Origin of the sequence: Brevundimonas sp., assembly GCF_965279155.1 — a bacterium.
Classification (GTDB): Bacteria; Pseudomonadota; Alphaproteobacteria; order Caulobacterales; family Caulobacteraceae; genus Brevundimonas.
Genome location: NZ_OZ257138.1, coordinates 2821326 through 2838928 on the forward strand (window position 1 = coordinate 2821326; position 17603 = coordinate 2838928).

Genomic DNA, 17603 nt, shown 5'->3' on the forward strand with positions numbered 1-17603 from the left:
CCCCTTACAGCCGCCCCTTCCTGAACCGCTCCTGCGCTTCCGCCGCCGCATCCGCCCGCCAGCGCTTCGGCGCCGACTTGTCCACCTCTTCCCCCGCCCCCGTCAGGGCTTCGTTGGCGAACTCCAGGTCCATCAGCTTCATGCGCTTGATCTCGTCGCGCAGGCGGCCGGCTTCCTCGAACTCCAGGTTGGAGGCGGCCTCGCGCATGCGGCCTTCCAGGTCGCGCAGGGCGGCCTGGAAGTTGGAGCCGACGAAGGGTTTGGACGCCTCGGCCACGCCCGGCCGGGTGATCCGGTCCATCTCGCGCGACTCATAGGGGCTGGCCATGATCTCCTTGATGTCGCGCTTGACGCTCTCGGGGGTGATGCCGTGTTCGGTGTTGTAGGCGACCTGGCGTTCGCGGCGGCGGTCGGTCTCGGCGATGGCGCGCTCCATGCTGCCGGTCATGCGGTCGGCGTACAGGATGACACGGCCGTCCACGTTGCGCGCGGCGCGGCCGATGGTCTGGATCAATGAGGTCTCGGAGCGCAGGAAGCCCTCCTTGTCCGCGTCCAAAATGGCGACCAGGCCGCACTCGGGGATGTCCAGCCCCTCGCGCAGCAGGTTGATGCCGATCAGACAGTCGAACGAGCCCAGACGCAGGTCGCGCAGGATCTCGATCCGCTCCAGCGTATCGACGTCGGAGTGCATGTAGCGGACGCGGATGCCCTGCTCATGCATATATTCGGTCAGATCCTCGGCCATCTTCTTGGTCAGGGTGGTGACCAGGCTGCGGTAGCCCTTGGCGGTCGTCGCCTTGACCTCGTCGATGACGTCGTCGACCTGGTTGCGGGTCTTGCCCGAGACGGGGCGGATCTCGACCGGCGGGTCGATCAGGCCGGTGGGGCGGATGACCTGTTCGACGAAGACGCCGCCGGCCTGTTCCATCTCCCACGGGCCGGGGGTGGCTGACACGTGCACCGTCTGGGGGCGCATGGCCTCCCATTCCTCGAACTTCAGCGGGCGATTGTCGATGCAGGAGGGCAGGCGGAAGCCGTATTCCGCCAGCGTCGATTTGCGGCGGTAGTCGCCCCGGAACATGCCGTTGATCTGGCCGATGGTGACGTGGCTCTCGTCCACGAACAGCAGGGCGTTGTCGGGGATGTATTCGAAGAAGGTCGGCGGCGGCTCGCCGGGGGCGCGGCCGGTCAGCCAGCGGGAATAGTTCTCGATGCCGGCGCAGCTGCCGGTGGCCTCCATCATCTCCAGGTCGAAACGGGTGCGTTGTTCGAGGCGTTGCGCCTCCAGCAGCTTGCCGTTCTCGACCATCCAGTCGAGCGTCTCCTTCAGCTCGGCCTTGATGCCGTTGGTCGCCTGGTTCAGCGTCGGGCGCGGGGTGACATAGTGACTGGCGGCGTAGACGGTGATCTCGGTCAGGTCAGCGGTCTTCTTGCCGGTCAGGGGATCGAACTCCTGGATCGCCTCCAGCTCGTCCCCGAACAGGCTGATGCGCCAGGCGCGGTCCTCAAGGTGGACCGGGAAGATCTCGATCACGTCCCCGCGCTTCCTGAACATGCCGCGGTCGAAGTTCAGGTCGTTGCGCTTGTACTGCAGCGCGATCAGATCGGCCCGCAGCTTGCCCTCATCGATCTGGTCCCCGACCTTCAGCGTGAACGTCATCGCCGTATAGGTCTCCACCGACCCGATGCCGTAGATGCAGGACACCGACGCCACGACGATGACATCTTCGCGTTCCAGTATCGCCCGCGTCGCCGAGTGCCGCATCCGGTCGATCTGCTCATTGATCGACGAATCCTTCTCAATGTAAGTGTCAGTTCTCGGAACGTAAGCTTCTGGCTGATAGTAGTCGTAGTAGCTTACAAAGTATTCGACGGCATTGTCGGGGAAGAAGCTCTTGAACTCGGAGTAGAGCTGGGCCGCCAGAGTCTTGTTCGGGGCCAGGATCAGGGCCGGGCGCTGGGTTTCCTCGATGACCTTGGCCATGGTGAAGGTCTTGCCAGACCCAGTGACGCCCAGCAGCACCTGGTCGCGGTCGCCTTCGCCCGCCTGGGCCACCAGTTCGGCGATGGCGGTCGGTTGGTCGCCGGCGGGGGTGTATTTCGTCTCCAGCCGGAAGCGGCCGCCCTTCTTCTTGCCCTCGTGCGAGGGGCGGTGCGGCACCCAGTCGGCCGGCGCCGCGATGGGCTCCTCCGGCGTCAGGCGCGGGCCGGTGACCGGAGCGAACATCGGCATCGACTTCGCCGACTTGCCCGTATCGCGCACGAACTGCGCCGACGCCTCCTGCACCCCCGGATTGGGCACGTGAACGGGCTTGGCCGGCTTGGCGGCGGCGGGCTTCGGCGTCGAAGAACGGTTCATGAACAGAACTTAGTGCGTGCGAATGGGTCACGCCATAGCGCGCCTTGGCCCAGACGGTTGCGACCCGCTTGTCAGGCCGCGCGGCGCGCGTGATAGGCGCGGCCGTCGGGCGTGGGCTCGGCGTATCCCAGTCTCGCGAGCGCTTGTAGGGCGCCATCGACGCGACGCGACACTTCGCGCCCCTTGAAGGTGGAGGCGATGTCGGCGGCGGATAGGGGGCGGCGGGCGGCATGCAGACGCGACAGCACTTCCAGATGCTGGCCCGTACGATCCGGAGGGAAGGTGAGGCGAGCGACCTTGGCCATTGGCAGATTTCCGATCAGGTCGCGCGTGTCGGCGCCGGCGGCCTGACGAGGGGCGAAACGCGGCGCCTGATAGTCGGGACGCAGCCAACGGATCTGGCCTTGCGCCTCCTCGGTCGCGCGTTCGGCGTTCAGCGCCACGAGACGGGCGAGGTGATCCTCAGAGCTCTCCTCGGCGGGCCAGCCGTAGGCCTCCAGCGTCAGCCGGTCGATGTCGTTATGGATCTCGTCCAGGATCAGGACCGAGCCGGCATCGAAGTCCGCGGCCTCTTCTGGCGTCATCACTCGCCCCGTGGCGACGTGGGCGCGGTGGCCCTCCAGCGCATTATAGAGGCGGGTCAAGGTCAGCTGCGGCTGCTCCGCCAGACGTTGCTTGCGGAAAGCGTCAAGCGTCTCCCCCGCTTGCGCCAAGGCGGCGCGTTGAGCATCGGTCCAAGCGGGGAAGGGAAAAGGGTTAAACCCTTGGCTCTTGGTATAGATCGGTCGATCTTCAAGACTGCCACCGGTCGCTAGAGCCCAGGCAACATGAATGCTGGAACTCAATGTCGCCAGTGATGAGGCGTCGCATAATGCGAAGCAAACCAGTCGATTGTCCGGCAAAATGCTCGCGTCAAGAAACTGGAACACTCGGTGTTTGGCCGTCTCCACCGTCACGATATAGCGCGGTATGCGCTCAAGTGCGGGGCGAAGTTCCTTGCGGGGTTCCCCGAAAATCCACCAGTTGTCACGATAGGCGGCCCGATTGTTGGTGATTCTTTCCTGTTTTACCGTCTGCGCCAGATGCTGATAAACCTCAGGATAGGCATCGCGCACCTGTTCAACGGGCAGGCCGAACAGGTCGATCACCCATTTGCCGCGACTACGGGCCGTCATGTCCCGCCCGTTGAGATAGGGGCGGATATGGGCCTCCAGTCCGACGCGGCGGCCCAGGCCGAGATGCTCGGCTTCCGACCGGCTGACGATGAAGCCGGCGCCGTGGAGCTTCACGCCCGGCGAGCACAGGCCGTCATTGGCCTTCAACGGCGCGGCCCTGGTGACGTCCACACCCACCGTCAGATCGGCGTTGATGACGCCGATGCGTTCCTTCGTTTCGATCTCCGGCTGATCGGTGTCCAGCGCAGCCTCGCGCGAGACGGTCAACAGCCGCCCCTCGTGCGCTCCGGCCTGAGCGACGGTCATGGCGATACGGACGGCGGCGGCGTCTTTGGTCGCGCGGGTCCAGGGATGGTCGTCGATAGCGAAGACCAAGGACAAGGGCGACTTGGCGTTCATCCACCGCTGCATGACCCGACGCTGGAAGACCTGTGTGACGGAGTTTGTCGTGACGAGGCCGAAACGGCGCAGTCTGGAGGCCTTGGCCGTCAGGATCGCCGCGCAGCGATCCCACCAGTACATGACGAGGTCGGCGCTGTCGTTCATGGCGGGGTGCGCCTTCCACAGCGCCTCGGCATAGGCGTCGCCCTGCTCGGCGCGAATGTCCTTGCCGCCGATGAAGGGCGGATTGCCGACGATGAAGTCCGCAGCGGGCCAAGGCGTCAGGCGGGGATTGGGATAGGTGTCGCCGCCGCCTCCGACGATCGGCCCGTCATGCAGCAGGACGGCGTCGACGAAGGGATCGGCCGGCGTTCGCCGGCTAGCGACGGGATTGATGGCGCCATAGTCCTCAAGCACAGGATCGCGAGTCGAAATGTCGCCGTTGCGATAGAGGAACTGGAGATAGCCAATCCAGATCACCAGTTCGGCGATGGCCGCCGCACGCGGGTTCAGTTCGAGCCCGAAGAACTGGCTCGGCAGAATGTCGCGGCGCAGAAGGTCAGGTTTGAGACCGGCCTCGGCCTGGAGCGCGGAGAGAAGGTGAAGCACCTCGTTCTCCAGCGTCTTCATCAGCTCCAGCGTGACATAGAGAAAATTGCCCGTACCGCAGGCAGGGTCGAGCACGCGGATGCCGGTCAGCGCGGTATGAAATTCAGCGACGACACGCACAGCGGCGGCGAGATCGCCTTCGGTCTTGGCCTGTTCGGTCGCGCCCTGAACCGCCTCCCAATCCCCGCGCAGCGGCTCGATCACCGTGACATTGACGAGCCTTTCGACATAGGGCCGAGGCGTATAGTGCGCGCCCAGACGCGACCGATCTTTTGGATTCAACGCCTGTTCCAGCAGGGAGCCGAAGATGGCCGGTTCGACCTCCTTCCAGTCGGCCTTCGAGGCCTCGATCAGGGCACCGAGGGCTTCGCGGCTCAAGGGAAAGGCGCGGCGGTTCTTGTAGAAGGCGCCATTGAAGCGACGCACCTGCGCGTCCAGGCCGAACGCGAACATGCCCACGTCCATCGCCTCGAACAGTTGGGACGCCAACGGAACGAAGGCGTTTGGGTCGGGATTGTCCTGCGCCCTCTTCAGCATGGCCGTGAAGCTGTCGGACGGCAGCAGGCCGACATCCTCGGCGAACATGGCGAAGAGGCAGCGCATCAGGAAGGTCGCCACCTCCTGCGGCGGATGCTTCTCGCGCTCCAAGCTTTTCGAGACCTCGGCCAGATGTCCGGCGATGCTTCGCGTCGCCTTTGCGCGCTTCAGGGCGGGGTCTAGCGAATGCGGATCGGTCCATATGGCGCGCAGCCGATCCTGCACCTCGGGATCGCCCAGATCCGCCAAGGCGATGGAATTCGTCTTGGCGTTCGGGAATGGACGATAGGCGCGACCCTGGCCGGTGAAGTCGGCGTAGACATCCAGGCTGCGGCCCACGTCGCAGACCAGAATGAATGGCGGGCGGTCGTGGTCGGGGTCCAGCCGCCAGGCGTATTCTCGCGCCTGGACGAAGGCGTTCTTCAGCAGGGCGTCCAGTGCGGGCGCTCTGGTCTGGACCGCGTCCTGTTCGGGCGTCAGCAAATCCATCTGGCCGGGAATGGCCTTATCCTTGCCCTTGAGCCGCGTCTGCTTCGCCTCAAGGATGAAGGCGTCCTGCTTGTAGAGGTCGATGCGTTTCGGCTGACCGTTATCGCCCTGGACGGGATGCTCGAAGCGGTACCACGGCCTGATGTCGGCGCTGGCCGGATTGGGGCGCGGCAGCCCGAGGACGTCGCAAAGCTCGCCCAGAAACATCTGATAGTCGGCGCGTTCGGCCCCGCCGGCCAAATCGCGCCAACGCACCGTGAATTCTTCCCACTGCACAGCCTTACCCCAAAGGCCGAGCCTCCCGCTACAGGCTCAAGATGTGTGAATACAATTAAAGGTTGATTGGTCGCAACCTGTGTCAGCCCAAGGTTGAGCTTAAGGCCGCCCTTGGAAGCATTGGGACGCTTTTCCATCGCTTGACTCCCTCACACAGTATGCCGCATACACTGTGTATCACACACTATGTGATGCAAGGAGATGGCGCGTGAGCGAAAATGATGAGGCGCTGCTGTTCGAGAGCTTGCGGTTGGAGCTGCGGCGGGGGTCGTTGATCCTGGCGGTGCTGGCGAGCTTGCGGCGCGAGCAATACGGCTATTCGCTGCGGGTCGCCTTGGGCGAGGTCGGGGTCGAGATGGAGGAGAGCACCCTCTATCCGCTGCTGCGCCGGCTGGAGAGTCAGGGCCTCCTCGACAGCGAATGGCGCGAGGAAGAGCGGCGCAAGAAGCGCTTCTATCGCCTGTCGCCGCGCGGCGAGGCGATGCTGGAACGGCTCGCGACCGAATGGCGCGGCCTGTCGGCCTCGCTGGAGAAGATGCTGTGAACACCGGGAAAGAGGAAGAGACGGGCATGGACCTGGTCGAACGTTATCTGAAGGCCTTGGCGGCGCAGTTGCCCAAGGACAGTCGCGACGACATCGTCGCTGAGCTGCGCGACGAGATCATGGATCGGCTGGAGGCGCTTGAGGCGCGGCTGGGTCGTGCGCCCAGCGACGACGAGGTCGAGGCCTTGTTGCGCGAGGTCGGGCATCCGCTGACCGTGGCGGCGCGCTATCGCTCGGGCCCCCAGGCGCTGATCGGGCCGGAACTCTATCCCTGGTGGATGTTCGGGGTGAAGGTCGGGCTGTCGGTCATGGCCTGCGTGACCCTGGTCGGGTTGGCCGTGCGGGTGCTGGTCGGCGATGTCTATGTGGGCCAGGCGATCGGGCAGGGCATCGCCAGCCTGTTCAGCGGGGCCGTGACCATCATCGGACTGCTGACCGTCGCCGGCTTCGTGCTGGAGCGGCAGGAGAAGAAGCCGGACTTCATCGCGAGGTGGCGGGTCAAGGATCTGGGCCTGTTCGAACTGGGCGGCGATTTCGACGCCGATCAGTGGGGCCAACGGCTGGCGCGCGGCGACTGGTCTTCGTCCAAGGCAAAACCCGAGGCCAAGCCCGGCGCGGAGGTGCGCAAGAGCGCCGAGATGTCGCCGGTGGCCCGCGCGGTAGCCAGCGCCATCGGCTGGGCCGTCGTGCTGCTGTGGTGGACGGGCCTGCTGCAGGTCGCGCCGATCCGGCCAGAGGATCTGGCGGGCGTCGTCGACGGCGTCGATTACGGGCGGATCCTGGGCGAGATGGTGCGGGTCGCCTATTGGCCGGTCGCCTTGTTCGCGGCCTGTCGTGTCGGGTTCGACCTGATGCGGGCGGCGTCGGGCGGAAACGTGCGTCTGACGGCGCTGGGCGATCTGGCGTTCGGGATTGCGGCGGCCTGGGGCCTGCTGTGGGTCTGGTTCTGGTCGGCGCTGTCGCCGCTGATCTGGGTCGGAACCGTAACCGACTTCGTGGAGCGGGTGCGGGTGCTGATCGGCCGTTCCGGCGAGGACGTCGGCGGTGTGGCGACGATCCTGATGGTCGTGGTGGCCTGGGCCTTTGCGGCCGAGGTGGTGCGGGTGGTTCGGGCGGGGGCGCGCCTTATCGTCGGTCGCTGAAAATCAGCCCCTTCCGCGACGGTAGGGGCTGAACCTTCAGGCGGTTGCGCCGTTGGGGCCAAGCGGCGCCGTTCTGGACCGCATCGGGGCTGGGTTATCGCGTGACATTACAACAGGGTTTGGCGTTCGGCCTGGTGGGCCTGACGGTGGCGGCCTTCATCTGGGGCCGCTTCCGCTATGATCTGGTGGCGCTGGCGGCGCTGGTCGCGGGTCTCGCCATCGGCGTGATCCCGGCGGAGGACGCGTTCGCCGGCTTCGCCAACGACGTGACGGTGATCATCGCCTGCGCCCTGGTGGTGTCGGCGGCCTTTGCGCGTTCGGGCATCGTCGAGATGGCCTTGAAGCGGGTCCTGCCGCACCTGAAGACCGAACGCAGCCAGGTTCCGGTGCTGACGACGGCGGTAACCCTGCTGTCCATGGTGACCAAGAATGTCGGGGCCCTGGCCATCATGATGCCGGTGGCGCTTCAGGTGTCGCGCAGGATCGGCACGCCCCAGTCGCGCCTGCTGATGCCGATGGCGTTCGGGGCTATGGCGGGCGGGATGGTGACCCTGGTGGGCACCTCGCCCAACATCCTGGTCGCGGAGGTGCGCCAGGACATCGTCGGCCAACCGTTCCAGATGTTCGACTATGCACCCGTCGGTCTGGCGCTGACGGCGGCGGCGCTGGTGTTCCTGGCGTTCGGTTATCGGCTGCTGCCCAAGGATCGAACCGGCGCGCTGGGCCTGTCGGCGGCCCTTTCGGCCAACGCCTATCTGACCGAGGCGCGCGCGCCAGACGACTGGATGCGGGCGCCGACGACGATCACCGCACTGGTGGCGCTGGCGCCCGACGCGGTCGAGGTCATGGCCCTGATCCGGGACGGCAAGCGGCGCGCCAGGCCGCGTGGCAACACGGTGGTCCAGCCGGGCGACACCCTTTTGCTGAAGGGCGACCACGAGGCCTTGGAAGCCTTCATCGATGCGACCAAGCTGACCCTGGTGCGGGGCGACCGGCCGGTGCTGCTGGAACAGGCCAAGGACGAGGTCAATCTGGTGGAGGCGGTGGTCGGCGCCAAATCCCCGCTGACGGGCCAGTCCGTGCGCCAGCTGGACCTTTACGGCCAGCACGGTCTGAACCTTCTGGGGGTGTCGCGCAGCGGCTATGAGCTGACGCAGCATCTGAGAACGGCCAAGCTTCAGGCGGGCGATGTGTTGCTGCTTCAGGGGTCCGAGGCGGCGATGCCCAAGGTGCTGACGGCGCTGCAACTGCTGCCGCTGGCCGAGCGCGAGGTGCGGCTGGGCGGCAAGCGACGCAAATACCTGCCGGCGGTCGTGCTGGCGGCGGCGATGGTGATGGTGGGGTTCGGCATCCTTCCCGTGGCCATCGCCTTCTTCGGCGCCGCCGTGGTGATCGTGGCTCTGGGCGGCCTGCGGATGCGCGACGCCTATGCGGCGCTGGACGGGCCGCTGCTGGTCCTGATCGCGGCGCTGATCCCCGTGTCCGACGCCATACAGCAGACCGGCGGCGCCGACCTGATCGCCAGTCATCTGAAGACGGTGTTCGAAGGCATTCCGCCGGTCGTCGCCGTGGCGGGGATGATGGCCGCGTCGATGGCGGTGACGCCCTTCCTGAACAACGCCGCCACGGTGCTGGTCGTGGCGCCCATCGCCGGTGTTCTGGCCCAGCAGTTGGGCCATCGCCCCGACCCGTTCCTGATGGCGGTCGCGGTGGGGGCCGCATGCGACTTCCTGACCCCCATCGGACACCAGTGCAACACCATGGTCATGGGGCCGGGCGGCTACAAATTCTCGGACTATCCCAAGCTGGGCGCGCCCTTGAGCCTGCTGGTCCTGGTCATCGGCCCGCCGACGATCCTGCTGTTCTGGCCCATGTGACGATCGCCTCTTGACGGCATGTAACCTATAGGTGATATGTCACCTCAAGGTTACTTGTGACGCAGGGAGGCAAGACCATGCAAGACGAACAGGCGATCCGCCTGATGGAATCGAAGCGGGCGGCGAAATGGCGTTGGGCGATAGCCTTGGCGGCAGTCAGCACAGCCGCCGTGATCGGCGGCGTCGCGGTCGGGGTTCGGGTCGATGGCGATCTGGCCACCGCCGCCGGCGCGGTGACGGGCGCCGGGGCCGTGATCCTGGTTGCGGCGCTGGCCTTGGCCTGGTGCTCCCGACCGGGACAGTCGGTGGAGGCGCTTATGCGGCGCCAGGGAACGAGCCGAGATCAGTTGCAGAAGGCGCGGACGCGTCAGTTGATCATCTTCCCCTTCGTCATGCTGGCCTTCATGTTCCAGGCCCATCTGGCCATGCAGCAGGTATTGGCCGGGCAGGGAAACTGGGGGCACTATCTGCAGGTGTCATTGCCGGTCCTGTACGGCTGGGTCGTGCCCCTGATCGTGATGGGTTGGGACTGGACCACGCGAAAGCATCGCAGCCTGCTGGACGACGAACTGACCCAGTCGATGCGGGCGCAGGCGATCATCCTGGCGTTCGTGGTGCTGATGGGCGGGGCGACGGTCGCCCTGGCTCTCGGCATGTGGCGACCGGCCTATGGCGTCGCCGCCCTGCCCTATGTGCTGGCCATCGGCGGGGCGACGGCGGGGCTCAGATTCGCCTGGCTGGACCGGGAGGCCGAGCGCGGTGGGTGATCCGAGATTGGGATCGCGCCTGAAGGAGGCGCGGCTGGCCGCCGAACTGACCCAGGCCGGCCTGGCCGACAAGGCGGGCGTGTCGCGCAAGACCATCAATACGGTCGAGAACGGCGTCTTCGTGCCCTCCACCGTCCTGGCGCTGGAACTGGCGCGGGCGCTGGAGACGACGGTGGAGGGGCTGTTCTTCCTCAAGGACTGATCCGATCCCCGATCCGATCCATGTCCGAAAACCGCGAGACATCGCGGGGCGAGCGGGGCATCCTGTCCTCATGGAACAGCCCCTGGATCAGGACGCCTGCTGGCGCGCCGTCGTGGCGCGGGACGCCCGTTTCGACGGGCGTTTCTTCACCGGCGTGACCTCGACCGGGATCTATTGCCGGCCGGTCTGCCCGGCGCGAACGCCGAAGCGGCAGAATGTGGTCTTTCATCCGACGGCGGCGGCGGCCGAGGAGGCGGGGCTTCGGGCCTGCCTGCGCTGCCGGCCCGAGACCGCGCCGGAGATGGGCGCCTGGCGGGGCACGTCGAACACGGTCAGTCGCGCCCTGGCCCTGATCGAGGCGGGGGCGCTGGATGCCGGAAATGCGGAAGATTTGGCGACACGATTGGGCATGGGTGAGCGACAGCTTCGCCGCCTGTTCCGCCTGCACCTGGGCGCCGCCCCGGTCAGCGTGGCCCAGACGCGGCGCGTGCTGCTAGCCAAACAGCTGATCCATGAGAGCGACCTGTCGATGGCCGAGGTGGCGATGGCTTCCGGCTTCGGTAGCGTGCGGCGGTTCAACGAGACCTTTCAGGCCCTGTATGGCCGGGCGCCGTTGGACTTGCGGCGACGAAAGGTCGAGAGCGAACCGGGCGGGGTGGTCAAGATCGGCCTGTCCTATCGCCCGCCCTATGACTGGGCCGCCATGATGACGACGCTGGCGATGCGCGGCGTCGTGGACGAGGCGGTGGTCGACGGCGTCTGGATCCGGCGGCTGCGGGCCGACGTGGACGGCACGGATGGGTCGGTGACGGTGCGTCACGCCGCCACTGGCAAGGCGTCGGTTGAGGCGCGGGTCGGCGAGCTGAAGGCCTTGCCCGGCGTGCTGGCGCGGGTGCGGTGCGTGTTCGACCTCGCCGCCGATCCCGAAGCGATCACGCGCGACCTGTCGGCCGATCCCGTCCTGCGGGCGGCCGTCGAGACCCGGCCGGGATTGCGGCCTGCGGGCGACTGGATCGACGCGGGCGAGGATGCGCCCAGCGACCGGCTGGCGACGACGGATGTCGGACTGCTGGCGCGCGCAGAGCGGTGGCGGCCGTGGCGGGCCTACGGCGCCCTGTACTGGACCCTGATCGAGGAACGGCGACATGACCAAGCAGCCTGAGATGAATCTGACCCTGGACCGAATCTCTTCGCCGGTGGGCGAGGTGCTGGTCGTCATCGATGCGGACGGCGCGGTGCGGGCGCTGGATTTCCACGACTATGAGGCGCGGCTGCGGCTGCTGCTGCGCCGCCACTATGGCGAGGTCGTACTGACTGAAGGCCGTGCGCCGCAGCCGGTGCGCCAGGCGGTCGAGGCCTGGTTCGGCGGCGACCTGACCGCCTTCGACGCTGTCGAGGTGAAGACCGGCGGCACCGAGTTTCAACGCGCGGTGTGGAAGGCGCTGCGCGACATCCCGACCGGCGAGACGCGCACCTATGGCCAGCTGGCGACCGCGATCGGCGCGCCCAAGGCGGTGCGGGCCGTGGGCCTGGCCAACGGCGCCAACCCGGTCGGGGTCATCGTGCCCTGCCACCGCGTGATCGGGGCGAACGGGACGCTGACCGGCTATGCGGGCGGGCTTGAGCGCAAACGCTGGCTGCTGGCGCACGAGGCCGGCGGCCGGTTGCTTTAGCTGGTCGGCGGTCGAGGCGTCGGCGAGAGGGGAGAGATCACCTCGGGCGCGGTCGGCGGGGCGCCGGCCTTCAGCTGTGCGATATAGTCCAGTTCGCGCTTGGCGTTTGCTTCCGCCGGATCGATTTCGAGCGCGGCCTCGTAGGCGGCCTTGGCCTCGTCCAGTCGGCCCAATTCGATCAGGCTGAAGCCGCGCCGGCGATGGAACGGGCCGCGATGCAGAACCATCAGCATGTCGCCGTCCGCCAGGGCCGCGTCAGCCAGCACCAGGGCGTCGTTCCAGCGCGCCAGCCCTTGCAGGGCGGCGGCCTTTTCAATGAGCAACAGCCAGTTCTTCGGCTGCACTTTCAGCACGCGATCCAGATAGGCGATGCCCTCGTCATAGCGACGCGCCTCGACCGCCTCGGAGGCGAGCATCAGGGCGATGTCGCCATAGACGTTCGGCAAGGCCGTGGCGCCCTTGGCGTTTCCGCCGTCCTTGGCGGCGGCTGCGGACAGACCGATCATCATCAACAGCACGTCGCCTGGATCGGTGACCCTGACCACATGCTGACCGGACTGTTCGACCAACTGGCCATAGTCCGCAGGCATCCGGTCCAGCGCCTGGCGAAGCGCCGGAAGGCGGCGGGCGAGGGCGGGATAGCCCCGGCGTTGAAACTCGGCGTTGGCCTGGACGAAGAGGTCGTGATCCTGGCGTTCCTGACGCGACATCTGCGGTGCGTCGGCGGCGGCCGGCGCAAGGGCGAGCGCGGGAGCCGTCATCATGGCGGCCGTCGATAGCGCCAGCGCCGCAGCCAAAATCCTCAGCATCATTGTCCGCTCTCCCCTTCGGTTCTCGACCATAGACGCAACCTGAGAGAATTGGCGAGGCCTCGTCCGGCCCTGTCGTTCGTCAGCGCCGCGTAAACCGTTCGGGCGGCAGGGCGGCGTGGGTGAAGCGAGCCTGACGCACCGCGCCCTTGAAATAGTTCACCCGGTTCATGCGACAGCCGACCGAGGCGCGACCCGGTCCCTGGGGCTTGAACGGCACGGCATGTTCGCCCTGCAGGACGCCATCGACATAGGCGCGGTACATGACGCCGTCGAAGGTCTGGGCGACGTGGTGCCACTGGCCGCAAGGGTAGAGGCGCTCGGGAAAGATCAGGGTGTGGTTGTAGCCGGGGCCGCGTGTGAAGGCGTCTAGGTACCAGCGGTCCTGAACCACGCGGATCTCGAACAGAAACCGGGTCTGGGACGGCGGCTGGCCGGCAGGCGCCTCTTCGGCGAGATGGAACCAGCGCTGCTCGAAGGTGCCGCCGTCGGGCCGGAACAGGGCCTCGAACGTAAAGGTCTCGGCGCCGGCCAGCGGATGGTTGTCGATGAACAGGGCGTCGTCCACGCCGTCGAACAGCACCGCCCGACCATAGGGGCTGTCGATCAGTGTCGGGTCGCCCTCGACGCTGGTCGCCACGCCGCCGATGTCGCTCAGCCGATCAAAGGTCCACACCGTCTGGCGCTGCGCAGTGGCCCCCATCGTCGCGCACCCCGGCAGGATCGCGCCCGCGACGCCCGATGCGCCCAGGGCCATCAGGCGGCGGCGGTCCAGGGGCAGGGCGTTGGGCATGGTTCGTCTCTCGGCGGTTTTGTCGCGCGACACTATGGGAATGGTCGCGTGAGGCAACGGCCTGCGCTCCGGTTCGTTATCGGCATCCCTACAGACTGGAGTATCGACGATGAAACTTTCCAATGGCGCGCTGGTGGCGGTGGTCGATGGCGAAAAGCTGGCCCTGTTCAAGAACACGAACGCCTCGGAGATCAAGCTGACGCCGCTGGAAAATCCCCCCATCGCGGATCGCGTTTCCGGCTCGGCCGGCCGACGTTCGAATGAGGCCAATCCCGACAACGACACCCAGGCCGAAGACGGTTTCGCCATGGGCGTCGCCGAGGTGCTGAACAAATGGTCGGTCACCAACAAGATCGACGAACTGCTGGTGATCGCCGCGCCCAAGACCCTGGGTGAGCTGCGCAAGCACTGGCACAAGGACCTTCAGGGCAAGCTGGTCGGCGAGATCGCCAAGGACCTGACGGGGCATTCCAGCGACCAGATCGCCGCGGCGATCGACAAGGCGTGACCGCCGCTTAGGCATCGGTGGTCTGAGCTTCCAAGCCGATCATGCGCAGTAATCGTCATCAAGAACAGAAACTTGTTCGTGAATGCCGTCAAAGCACCACTGAGGCGAAATAGTGACAGTTTCAACATGAACATGTCGCATTTTGACATTCTTGATTGACGATTGCTGCGCTTAGGCAAAATCCTTCCAGCTTCGCGACTCCTCTCGCGTTGTTCTGGAAAATATCATGCACAAGAAAGCGGTTTCCCGACCAATCCTGCTAGCTGGGACGATCCTCGGCGCGCTGTCAGCGCCCATTCTGGCGCAGGCCCAAACTGTTTCCGAGCCTGTCCCCACCGAAGTCGGAGAAATCGTCGTGACCGGTTCGCGCCTGTCCGCCACTTCGGTCACGCAGGCGCCGCAACCGATCCAGGTCGTGACCGCCGAAACGTTGCAGGCCCAAGGCGTGACCCAGGTCGTTGACCTGCTGGACCGTATTCCCGCGCTTCAATCCTCGACGAGTTCGGCACAAGCTGGCGGCGGTGCGGCAGTGCTGAACTTGCGTGGGTTGGGATCGGCGCGAACTCTGACGCTTGTGAACGGACGGCGTTACGTTGCGGGCGTTCCCGGATCGGCCTCCGTAGACATCAGCAGCATCCCGGCCGGTCTGATCGAACGTGTCGAGGTGCTGACGGGCGGCGCCTCAGCCGTCTATGGCTCGGACGCCGTGACGGGCGTGGTCAACTTCATCCTCAAGGACGACTACGAAGGCACCGAGGTAACGGTGCAAGGCGGCCTTTCGGGTGAGGGCGATGCTGAAGAATTTTATGTCTCCCTGCTGCACGGTCAGAACTTCGACAACGGCCGCGGCAACTTCACCATCGGCGTTCAGGGCAACGAGCGTTCGGCTCTCTATTACGAAGACCGCAGCTTCTCGCGCGATAACGGCACATACGACGACTACACGAACCCGGCGCTGTTCTTCCAGGTCGGCGATCCGATTCCGGCAGACCGCACACTGGCCAATACCCGTGGCCGCACGATCCTGCTGGGCGGCGCTCCGCGTTACGCTGGCACGGATGCAGGACTGCTGGCGCGCGCCCGTTCGGCGGCGCCGCGCGCCTTCATCGCCGATCCGCGATTTTCGATCTCCAGCACCAGCGGCCTGATCGGCATCGATCTGGACGGGGACGGCTTCGCCGATCCGGCCGGCTCCTTCTCCAATCCTCGCGTCAACGCCGACTGCTTGACGAGCCGAAACGGTCAGCAGGGCTTCGGCTGCTACACGGTGGATCCCGTCACCGGCGCCTTCCGTCCGTTCCAGGATGGTTTGTATGCCGGCTCGTCGAACCAGTCGGGCGGCGACGGCGCCGCCCAGACGTTCAACAGACAGAGCCTGCTGCCCAAGGAGTCCAGCTATTCGTTGAACTTCACCGCCAACTACAACATCTCGACCTTCTTCAACCCGTTCGTCGAGGCCTCGGCGTCGTGGAGCAAGGGGACAAACTACAGCCCCTACAACAGCTATGACGACTCCATTCCTATCTCGCTGGACAACCCGTTCATCCCGGCCGATCTGCGGGCTCTGGTCGCGGCCGAGATAGCGGCGGATCCCAGCGTCGCCGGAACGGCCCGGATCGCCCTGTCGCGCGACCACGCCGATGTCATCGATCCCGAATCCGAAAGCGACCGTCGCACCTATCGCGCCGTCGTCGGCACGCGCGGTGAGCTGGATCTGGGCTGGAAGTACGAACTGTCCTTCAACTATGGCCGCACCGAGCAGGACACGCGCTTCCCGGTGCGTCTGGAGGATCGCTTCTTCGCCGCCGTCGATGCGGTCACCGATCCCGTGACCGGCCAGGCCGTATGCCGTTCGACGCTGGACCCCACGGCCGCACCGCCCATCTCGGGCCTTTATCCCGAGTTCGGAGGGCCGGTGCCCAATCCGTTCCAGACCTTCACGCCCGGCGCCGGTTCGGAATGCCGTCCGCTGAACCTGTTCGGATTCGGCAACGTCAGCCCGGAGGCCTCGGCCTTCGTCGGGCCGCGCGTGACCGACACGGCCCTGATCCAGCAGACCGTGGTGTCGGGCTATCTGTCAGGCGATCTGGAGCGCTGGTTCAGCCTGCCGGGAGGCCCGATCAGCTTCGCCATCGGCGGCGAGTATCGCAAGGAGCAGAGCGACTTCGATCCGAACGATTTCGACGAACAGGGCGTAACCTTCCGCTACGCCACCACGGCCGCCGTGTCCGGCGAGTTCGAAGTGTCGGAAGGCTTCGCCGAGATCAGCCTGCCCCTGTTGGCGGACCTGCCCTTCGCCGAGACCCTGACCCTGAACGCCGCCGCGCGCATCAGCGACTATTCCAACATCGGCAATACCGAAACCTTCAAGGCCGATCTGGTCTGGGCGCCGGTTCGGGATTTGAGGTTCCGTGGCGGTGTGGCCAAGGCCGTGCGCGCGCCGAACATCGCCGAACTGTTCACGCCGTTGCAGACCGCCGGTTTCCGCCCGATCGACCCCTGCTCCGCCGAGAACATCACCCAAGGCTCCTCGACACGTGAGGCCAACTGCCGGGCTGACTTGGCGCGCTACGGGGTGACGGTCGGAACGATCTATGATTTCGAAGACCCCCTGACGGCGCAATTCTTCGGCGCAGCAGGCGGCAACCCGGATCTGCAGGCCGAAACCTCGGACTCGTGGACGGCGGGACTGGTGTTCCAACCCCGTTTCCTGACGGGATTCACCCTGACGGCCGACTACTGGAACATCAAGATCGAGAACGCCATCGCCGCAGTCTCGGGTCAGGACATCGTCAACAGCTGCTATGACGCGCCCAGCATCACCAACCAGTATTGCGCCTTGCTGAGCCGCGACGACCGTCCCGGTTCTCTGACGCAGGGCGGGCTCGATTTTCTCCAGCAGAGCCAGGTGAACTTCGCCGGGCTGGAAGCCTCGGGCGTGGACTTCGACGTCCAGTATCGTCTGGATATGGAAACCTTCGGCAAGCCGGAATGGGGCTCTTTGGCCCTGGGCGTCGGCGGCACCTGGATCGAAGATCGCAACAACTTCCCGTTTGTCGCCGATCCGAGCCAAGCCAATCCGGTCAAGGAAGAACTGAATTCGCCTGAGTGGGTGGTGAACACCTCTGTGCGCTATACCGTTGGAAGCTTCACCGCCGGTCTGTTCTCTAACTACCAGACCAGACAGACCCGCGCCGGCGTAGAGATCGAAAATACCGTCTCGTTCGACGCGCCCTGGAACGATCCCATCTGGACGCACGACGCTTCGTTGACCTGGGACATCGACGGTCGGAGCGACCTGATCGTCGGGGTCAACAATCTGACGGACAAGGAGCCGTTCCTGTCCAGTGTGGCGACGCCGGTGTCGCCGCGCGGCCGCTACTTCTTCGTGCGGTTCAGCAAGAAGCTGTAAGCGAAACGTCGAACCGAAAATGGGAAGCGGCGACCGGCGACGGTCGCCGC

Annotated in this window: 13 protein-coding genes; 9 read left to right on the plus strand and 4 right to left on the minus strand. The window is 65.9% G+C overall.

The annotated features are described in order from the left end of the window. Positions 1-4 precede the first annotated feature (4 nt). Positions 5-2233 (minus strand): excinuclease ABC subunit UvrB, encoded by a 2229-nt coding sequence (gene uvrB / locus ACQY72_RS13590; RefSeq protein ID WP_428156714.1) that lies wholly within the window; start codon positions 2231-2233, stop codon positions 5-7. A 197-nt stretch (positions 2234-2430) separates the two neighbouring features. After that, the gene (locus ACQY72_RS13595; RefSeq protein ID WP_428154194.1) at positions 2431-5826 is read right to left on the minus strand and encodes a class I SAM-dependent DNA methyltransferase; all 3396 of its coding nucleotides are present in this window, start codon (positions 5824-5826) and stop codon (positions 2431-2433) included. Between the two features lie 208 nt (positions 5827-6034). On the opposite strand from ACQY72_RS13595, the gene ACQY72_RS13600 reads away from it, so the two are divergent. The 7 genes from ACQY72_RS13600 (at position 6035) to ACQY72_RS13630 (ending at position 12031) form a co-directional block, all read left to right on the plus strand. After that, positions 6035-6370 (plus strand): PadR family transcriptional regulator, encoded by a 336-nt coding sequence (locus ACQY72_RS13600; RefSeq protein WP_428154196.1) that lies wholly within the window; start codon positions 6035-6037, stop codon positions 6368-6370. Beyond that, positions 6367-7512 (plus strand): HAAS signaling domain-containing protein, encoded by a 1146-nt coding sequence (locus tag ACQY72_RS13605; RefSeq protein ID WP_428154198.1) that lies wholly within the window; start codon positions 6367-6369, stop codon positions 7510-7512. The genes ACQY72_RS13600 and ACQY72_RS13605 overlap by 4 nt, the downstream gene beginning before the upstream one ends. Before the next feature lie 101 nt (positions 7513-7613). Next, on the plus strand, positions 7614-9389 hold the full coding sequence (locus tag ACQY72_RS13610; RefSeq protein WP_428154199.1) for an SLC13 family permease: 1776 nt from the start codon (positions 7614-7616) through the stop codon (positions 9387-9389). 77 nt (positions 9390-9466) lie between these two features. Then, on the plus strand, positions 9467-10156 hold the full coding sequence (locus ACQY72_RS13615; RefSeq protein ID WP_428154201.1) for a hypothetical protein: 690 nt from the start codon (positions 9467-9469) through the stop codon (positions 10154-10156). Positions 10157-10163: 7 nt separating this feature from the next. Then, on the plus strand, positions 10164-10358 hold the full coding sequence (locus ACQY72_RS13620; protein ID WP_428154202.1) for a helix-turn-helix transcriptional regulator: 195 nt from the start codon (positions 10164-10166) through the stop codon (positions 10356-10358). A 70-nt stretch (positions 10359-10428) separates the two neighbouring features. Next, entirely contained in the window at positions 10429-11520 is a 1092-nt protein-coding gene (locus ACQY72_RS13625; RefSeq protein ID WP_428154204.1) for a bifunctional transcriptional activator/DNA repair enzyme AdaA, read from the plus strand. Beyond that, positions 11504-12031 (plus strand): methylated-DNA--[protein]-cysteine S-methyltransferase, encoded by a 528-nt coding sequence (locus tag ACQY72_RS13630; RefSeq protein ID WP_428154206.1) that lies wholly within the window; start codon positions 11504-11506, stop codon positions 12029-12031. The genes ACQY72_RS13625 and ACQY72_RS13630 overlap by 17 nt, the downstream gene beginning before the upstream one ends. Here ACQY72_RS13630 and ACQY72_RS13635 read toward each other — a convergent pair. Continuing rightward, a complete protein-coding gene (locus ACQY72_RS13635) occupies positions 12028-12843 on the minus strand; it encodes a tetratricopeptide repeat protein (protein ID WP_428154208.1) in 816 nt (271 codons plus the stop codon). The genes ACQY72_RS13630 and ACQY72_RS13635 overlap by 4 nt on opposite strands. Positions 12844-12922: 79 nt before the next feature. Beyond that, positions 12923-13633 carry a LamG-like jellyroll fold domain-containing protein gene (locus tag ACQY72_RS13640; protein ID WP_428154210.1) on the minus strand — a complete coding sequence of 237 codons (711 nt, stop codon included), beginning with the start codon at positions 13631-13633 and terminating at the stop codon, positions 12923-12925. Between the two features lie 109 nt (positions 13634-13742). Here ACQY72_RS13640 and ACQY72_RS13645 point away from each other — a divergent pair, with 109 nt between their 5' ends. Next, positions 13743-14141, plus strand: coding sequence for a host attachment family protein (locus ACQY72_RS13645; RefSeq protein WP_425985148.1), 399 nt, complete (start codon positions 13743-13745; stop codon positions 14139-14141). Between the two features lie 355 nt (positions 14142-14496). Next, positions 14497-17553 carry a TonB-dependent receptor domain-containing protein gene (locus ACQY72_RS13650; RefSeq protein WP_428154211.1) on the plus strand — a complete coding sequence of 1019 codons (3057 nt, stop codon included), beginning with the start codon at positions 14497-14499 and terminating at the stop codon, positions 17551-17553. Positions 17554-17603: the final 50 nt, after the last annotated feature.